A 6,283-nucleotide genomic window follows, 5' to 3' on the forward strand; every position below is an offset into this window, starting at 1 on the left:
GCGCCTCTCACCGGTCCCACCTGCTGTCAGGGCGCGAGGCGGTAGTCGATATGCGGCTACCGCCGCGCGGGCGCGACCAGCCATGACGGCCCGGCAGTCGCCCACCCGCCTCGCGCCCCCACCCAGTGGGCGTAGATTGATCCACATGGCGCCGCTCCCCAACTCCCACACCGAGCCCGACGGTTCCGCCGTCATCCGCGTCCTCAGCTACAACATCCGCTCGATGCGGGACGACACCCGGGCCCTGGCCCGTGTCATCAAGGCCTGCGCCCCCGACCTGGTCCTGATCCAGGAGGCGCCCCGGTTCTTCCGCTGGCGCAAGAAGCTGGCCCGCCTGGCCGCCGCCTCCGACCTGGTGATCCTCACCGGGGGAGCGACCGCCGCCGGCCCGGCCATCCTCTGCGACCTCCGGGCCACCGTGGAGCGCACCGAGGACGTCCTCCTGCCCCTCACCCCCGGCCTTCACCGCCGCGGCTTCGCGACCGCCGTCGTCCGCTTCGGCGGCGCCCGCCTCGGCGTCACCAGCTTCCACCTCAGCCTCCAGCAGGACGAGCGCTACGAGCAGGGCGGCATGCTGCTCGACCGGCTCGCCGGCATGGGCGTGGAGCACGCCATCGCCGGCGGCGACCTCAACGACCGACCCGACGGCCATACCTTCCGCCGCCTGGCCGACGCCCTCCAGGACTGCCGTACCACCGCGCCCTGGGGCGGCGAGTTCACCTCCTGGTCCACCGACCCCCATCAGCGCATCGACGCGATCTTCGCGACGAAGGGCATCGAGGTGCTCGGCTGCGGCGTCCCGGAGGACCAGCCCGGCGTCACCGGCGCAGACGTGAGGGCGGCCACGGATCACCTTCCGGTCCTGGCCGCCCTCAGAATCCCGGCGTCCTAGCAGGGCTTCAGACCACGGCACCGCGCCCCGGGTCGTCCTCGTCGTCGTCCGTCTTCATCCGTGTCACCAGAGTGACGAACCCGCCGAGGAACCCGCCGATCCCCAGCGTCGCCAGCCACCAGGTCATGTCCCAGCCGAGCAGCACCGCGAGCAGCAGCAGGATCGGACCGCCCACCACGCCCAGCCAGGCGAACTTCGACGTGGTGTCGGCGTCCCCCAGCGGCGGCGGTTCAGGCGGCACGAAGTGCCCCTCGTCGTCATCGTCGAAGTCGTCCTCGGACGGCTCCGGCGCCGTGTAGTCCCGTGGGCCCACCCCGGGCGCGAAGGAGATGGAGCTGCCCAGGGGCTGCACGGGCCGCTTCTCCTCGGTCGTTTCCGCGTCGGCGGCGGTGTCCTCTTCCATGGCCGGCAGCGCCAGGTCCTCCACCGGCTTGTAGGGCTTCGCGCCCGGCGGGTCCGGCGGCTCGTCGCCGTACCCCGCGACGATCGCCGCCCAGGCGGCGGACTCGTCGAAGGGCACCCCCTTCTCGTCCGGCTCGCGGTCCTCGCGGTCGGAGTCGTGCTCAGCCAACTGCGGCCGTCCCTTCCTTGCCGACACTGGGTGCGAGCCGGCCGATGAAGGCGAGGCTCTCCTCGAAGATCCGGTCCGCATCGTGGTCCAACGTCGCCACGTGGTAACTCTGTTCCAGCACTACCTCCGTTACGTCCGTGGACGACACCCGGCTCAGGATCCGGGCCGAATCGACCGCCGGAACCACATGGTCCTGGGTGCTGCGCAGAAGCAGCAGCGGCTGGGTCACCTGCGGAAGCTCGCCGTCCACCCGGCGGAAGAAGTTCCGCAGCGAGTGCGCGGCATGAAGCGGCACCCGGTCGTACCCCACCTCCGCCGCGCCCGGCTTGGCGATGTCGCTGGCGATTCCCCTGGTCGTGCGCACCAGGTGACGGGCCACCGGAAGGGCGTACGCCGACAGGCCGTGCACCCTGTTCGCCGGGTTGACGATCACCACGCCGTCCACACCCGTCCCGTTCTTGGCGGCCAGCCGCAGCGCCAGGGTGCCGCCCATGGACAGACCCGCCACGAAGACCTGTGCGCAGCGCTCCCGCAGCAGACGCAGTTCGCGGTCCACCTCCGCGTACCAGTCCTGCCAGCCGGTGACCTGCATGTTCTCCCAGCGGGTGCCGTGCCCGGGCAGCAGGGGCACGGACACGGTCAGGCCGTGTGCCGCGTGGTGCTCCGCCCAGGGGCGCAGCGACTGGGGCGAGCCGGTGAAACCGTGGCAGAGCAGGACACCGGCCTCCCCGCCGTCATGGCGGTACGGCTCGGCTCCGGGGAGAACCGGCACCTTCGGTCTCCAATTCATGAGAGGGGGCAGGAACTGAGAGAGGCACGAACGACGACTTCGGATGTGCTTCACCGTACGCGACGGCACTGACACCGACCAGGGTCGTCGGGGCCATTCCCGGCGCTCCGGGTTAAGGTCTCATCGACGGAAACAGGAGGCACTCGGTTGTTGTACGGCGCGATGAAGGTCACTATCGGGGGACCGTTGAAGGTCGCCTTCAGGCCGTGGGTGGAGGGCCTGGAGAACGTCCCGGCCGAGGGCCCGGCGATCCTGGCGAGTAACCACCTGTCCTTCTCGGACTCGTTTTTCCTGCCCGCGGTGCTGGACCGCAAGGTCACCTTCATCGCGAAGGCCGAGTACTTCACCACCCCCGGTGTGAAGGGCCGCCTCACGGCCGCCTTCTTCAAGGGTGTCGGCCAGCTGCCGGTGGACCGCTCCGGTGCGCGTGGCGCCGGCGAGGCGGCGGTGCGGAGCGGCATAGAGGTGCTGGAGCGCGGTGAGTTGTTCGGCATCTACCCGGAAGGCACCCGCTCGCCCGACGGGCGCCTCTACCGGGGCAAGCCCGGCGGCCTCGCGCGCGTGGCGCTCGCCACCGGCGCCCCGGTCGTGCCGGTCGCCATGATCGACACGGAGAAGATCCAGCCGCCGGGGCAGGTGATGCCCAAGCTGATGCGCCCGGGCATCCGGATCGGCAAGCCGCTGGACTTCAGCCGCTACCAGGGCATGGAGCACGACCGGTTCGTGCTGCGCGCGGTGACCGACGAGGTCATGTACGAGATCATGAAGCTCTCCGGCCAGGAGTACGTCGACATCTACGCGACCGCCGCCAAGCGGCAAATCGCGGAGGCCGCCAAGGCCGAGAAGGAGGCGGCGAAGGCCGAGAAGAAGGCCGTTGAGTCCTAGACCGGCGGCAAGGGGGACTGGGGGACATGACCAAGCGGGAGCGCGTCGTACGGATGTCGGTCGAGCAGCCCCTGTGGCGTGCGCTGAGCGGCTACCGCGTACTGACCCTGCTCTACGCGATCGGCCTGTTCGCCTCCGCCTACGACGACTACGACCGCTCGGGCGTCGCCATCGCCTACTACGCCGTCCTGACCGTCTGGACCCTGGCGACCCTGCCCCGCGTCCACAACGCGGCGGCCTGTACCAAGCGTTTCCTCGCCGTCGACCTCGCGATCGCGCTCACCGGCATCGTGCTGACCCCCTGGGTGGTCACCCAGGGCCACATCGACCGCGGCGGCCCGACCCTGCCGTCGATATGGACCGCCGGCTCGGTCCTCGCCTACGCCCTCAAGGGCGGCTGGCGCTGGGCCGCGTTCGCCTCCACGCCGGTCGCCGCCGCCAACCTGATCGAGCGCGGCCACCCGGCCCGTGACACCGTCCACAACGTGATCCTGGTCTGGGTCGCCTCCATCGCCATCGGGTACGTCGTCGAGGTGGCCCGCGCCTCCGAGCGCACCCTCGCCCGCGCCCTGGAGATCGAGGCGGCGACCCGGGAGCGGGAGCGGCTGGCCCGGGACATCCACGACAGCGTGCTCCAGGTGCTGGCGATGGTGCAGCGGCGCGGCGCGGTCCTCGGCGGCGAGGCGGCCGAACTGGGCCGGATGGCGGGGGAGCAGGAGGTGGCGCTGCGCACCCTGGTCTCCGGCGGCCTGGTGCCGCCCTCCCGGGCCTCAGAGGACGCGGCCGAGGGCGCGGTCGTACGCCTGGTCGAGGAGCCGGACGACTCCGGTCCCGTCGACCTGCGCACGCTGCTCGCGCCGTACGCCGGAGCGCGGGTGAGCCTGGCCGAGCCGGGGGCGCCGGTGGAGCTGCCGCCGGGTGCCGCACGTGAGCTGGCCGCCGCCGTCGGTGCCGCCCTGGACAATGTGCGCAGCCACGCGGGGGCCGGGGCGCGGGCCTGGATCCTGGTCGAGGACGAGCCCGACGAGATCGTGGTGACCCTGAGGGACGACGGCCCCGGAATCCCGGAGGGCCGGCTCGCCCAGGCCGAGGGGGAGGGGCGGCTCGGGGTGGCCCAGTCGATCCGGGGGCGGCTGCGCGATCTGGGCGGCAGCGCCGAGCTGTTCTCGACTCCCGGGCAGGGCACGGAAGTAGAGCTGAAGGTACCGAAGGTCTCCCTGGAGAAGGCGGAGCGGCGATGAGCATCAGGGTCATGGTGGTCGACGACCACCCCATGTGGCGCGACGCGGTCGCCCGCGACCTGACCGAGGCCGGTTTCGAGGTGGTCGCCACCGCCGGGGACGGCGAGCAGGCGGTGCGCCGCGCCAAGGCCGCCGCGCCGGACGTCCTCGTCCTGGACCTCAACCTGCCCGCCAGGCCCGGCGTCCAGGTCTGCAGGGAACTCGTCGGCCACAACCCGGCGTTGCGCGTGCTGGTGCTCTCGGCGAGCGGGGAGCACGCCGACGTCCTGGAGGCGGTGAAGTCCGGCGCGACCGGTTACCTCCTGAAGTCGGCCTCGACCGAGGAACTCCTGGACGCGGTCCGCCGTACCGCCGTCGGCGACCCGGTGTTCACGCCCGGCCTCGCCGGTCTGGTGCTCGGCGAGTACCGCCGGCTGGCCTCCGATCCGGCGCCGGCCGCGGACGCCGGCGGCCCCGACGCGCCCCGGCTCACCGACCGTGAGACGGAGGTGCTGCGACTGGTCGCCAAGGGCCTGAGCTACAAGCAGATCGCCGAGCGCCTGGTCATCTCCCACCGCACGGTCCAGAACCACGTCCAGAACACCCTCGGCAAGCTCCAGCTGCACAACCGGGTGGAGCTGGTCCGATACGCAATAGAGCGCGGTCTGGACGACGAGTGATGTGATCTTCAGGGCGGCGCGTAAACCAACCGCCCGACAATTCACCGGAATTGCCCTTCCGCGCCCATCCCTGTGTGACCTGGATCACCACTAGCGTGAGCCCCACCAGGCAACCGCGGCGAAGGGACATTTCCATGCGGGTCGGAGTACTGACCGGAGGCGGCGACTGCCCCGGGCTCAACGCCGTCATCCGGGGCATCGTCCGCAAGGGCGTGCAGGAGTACGGCTATGACTTCGTCGGCTTCCGGGACGGCTGGCGCGGACCCCTCGAAGGCGACACCGTCCGCCTCGACATCCCCGCCGTGCGCGGCATCCTGCCCCGCGGCGGCACCATCCTCGGCTCCTCGCGGACCAACCCGCTGAAGCAGGAGGACGGCATCCGCCGGATCAAGGACAACCTCGCCAAGCAGGAGGTCGAGGCGCTCATCGCGATCGGCGGCGAGGACACCCTGGGGGTGGCCGCGCGCCTCACCGACGAGTACGGCGTGCCCGTCGTCGGTGTACCGAAGACCATCGACAACGACCTGTCCGCCACCGACTACACCTTCGGCTTCGACACCGCGGTCGGGATCGCCACCGAGGCGATCGACCGGCTGCACACGACCGCCGAGTCGCACATGCGGATCCTGGTCTGCGAGGTGATGGGCCGGCACACCGGCTGGATCGCCCTGCACTCCGGGCTCGCTGGCGGCGCCAACGTCATCCTCATCCCCGAGCAGCGCTTCGACGTCGGCCAGGTGTGCGCCTGGGTCACCTCCCGCTTCAAGGCGTCGTACGCCCCCATCGTGGTCGTCGCCGAGGGCGCCATGCCGAAGGACGGCGACATGGTGCTCAAGGACGAGTCCGTGGACTCCTTCGGGCACGTCCGGCTCTCCGGAGTCGGCGAGTGGCTGGCCAAGGAGTTGGAGAAGCGCACCGGCAAGGAGGCCAGGACCACCGTGCTCGGGCACATCCAGCGCGGCGGCACACCCAGCGCCTTCGACCGCTGGCTGGCCACCCGATTCGGCCTGCACGCCATCGACGCCGTCCGCGACGGGGACTTCGGCAAGATGGTCGCGCTGCGCGGCACCGACATCGTCCGGGTGCCGATCGCGGAGGCCACGGCCAGGCTGAAGACCGTCGACCCCAAGCTGTACGAGGAGGTCGGGGTGTTCTTCGGCTGACCGCCGGATCCCGTCCCTCGCACGGCCAGTTGCACAGCCGGTTGTACGGCCGTCCGCGCGCCGTCACGGTCACCGTGACGGC

7 protein-coding genes are annotated in these 6,283 nt (G+C 71.3%); 5 read left to right on the top strand and 2 right to left on the bottom strand.

Annotated features, from left to right (window positions below):
- Positions 1 to 145 precede the first annotated feature (145 nt).
- Positions 146 to 892, top strand: coding sequence for an endonuclease/exonuclease/phosphatase family protein (locus ABTY98_RS26250; protein ID WP_352223419.1), 747 nt, complete (start codon positions 146 to 148; stop codon positions 890 to 892).
- Between the two features lie 7 nt (positions 893 to 899).
- Here the strand turns inward: ABTY98_RS26250 and ABTY98_RS26255 are convergent, their stop codons facing one another.
- Positions 900 to 1,463, bottom strand: a complete 564-nt coding sequence (locus tag ABTY98_RS26255) for a hypothetical protein (protein WP_352223420.1) — start codon at positions 1,461 to 1,463, stop codon at positions 900 to 902.
- Positions 1,456 to 2,235: an alpha/beta hydrolase gene (locus ABTY98_RS26260; RefSeq protein WP_352223422.1), complete on the bottom strand. Its 780-nt coding sequence runs from the start codon at positions 2,233 to 2,235 to the stop codon at positions 1,456 to 1,458. Before ABTY98_RS26260 ends, ABTY98_RS26255 begins: the two co-directional genes overlap by 8 nt.
- Positions 2,236 to 2,403: 168 nt before the next feature.
- On the opposite strand from ABTY98_RS26260, the gene ABTY98_RS26265 reads away from it, so the two are divergent.
- The 4 genes from ABTY98_RS26265 to ABTY98_RS26280 all read left to right on the top strand — a co-directional run bounded on the left by ABTY98_RS26265 (position 2,404) and on the right by ABTY98_RS26280 (position 6,201).
- Positions 2,404 to 3,138, top strand: a complete 735-nt coding sequence (locus ABTY98_RS26265) for a lysophospholipid acyltransferase family protein (protein ID WP_352223423.1) — start codon at positions 2,404 to 2,406, stop codon at positions 3,136 to 3,138.
- A gap of 26 nt (positions 3,139 to 3,164) precedes the next feature.
- Positions 3,165 to 4,379: a MacS family sensor histidine kinase gene (gene macS / locus ABTY98_RS26270; protein WP_352223424.1), complete on the top strand. Its 1,215-nt coding sequence runs from the start codon at positions 3,165 to 3,167 to the stop codon at positions 4,377 to 4,379.
- Entirely contained in the window at positions 4,376 to 5,038 is a 663-nt protein-coding gene (locus ABTY98_RS26275) for a response regulator (protein WP_352223425.1), read from the top strand. Before macS ends, ABTY98_RS26275 begins: the two co-directional genes overlap by 4 nt.
- Positions 5,039 to 5,172: 134 nt before the next feature.
- Positions 5,173 to 6,201 (top strand): 6-phosphofructokinase, encoded by a 1,029-nt coding sequence (locus tag ABTY98_RS26280; RefSeq protein WP_352223426.1) that lies wholly within the window; start codon positions 5,173 to 5,175, stop codon positions 6,199 to 6,201.
- The last annotated feature ends 82 nt before the right edge of the window (positions 6,202 to 6,283 follow it).

Source organism: Streptomyces sp. NPDC096040 (assembly GCF_040303265.1).
GTDB lineage: Bacteria > Actinomycetota > Actinomycetes > Streptomycetales > Streptomycetaceae > Streptomyces.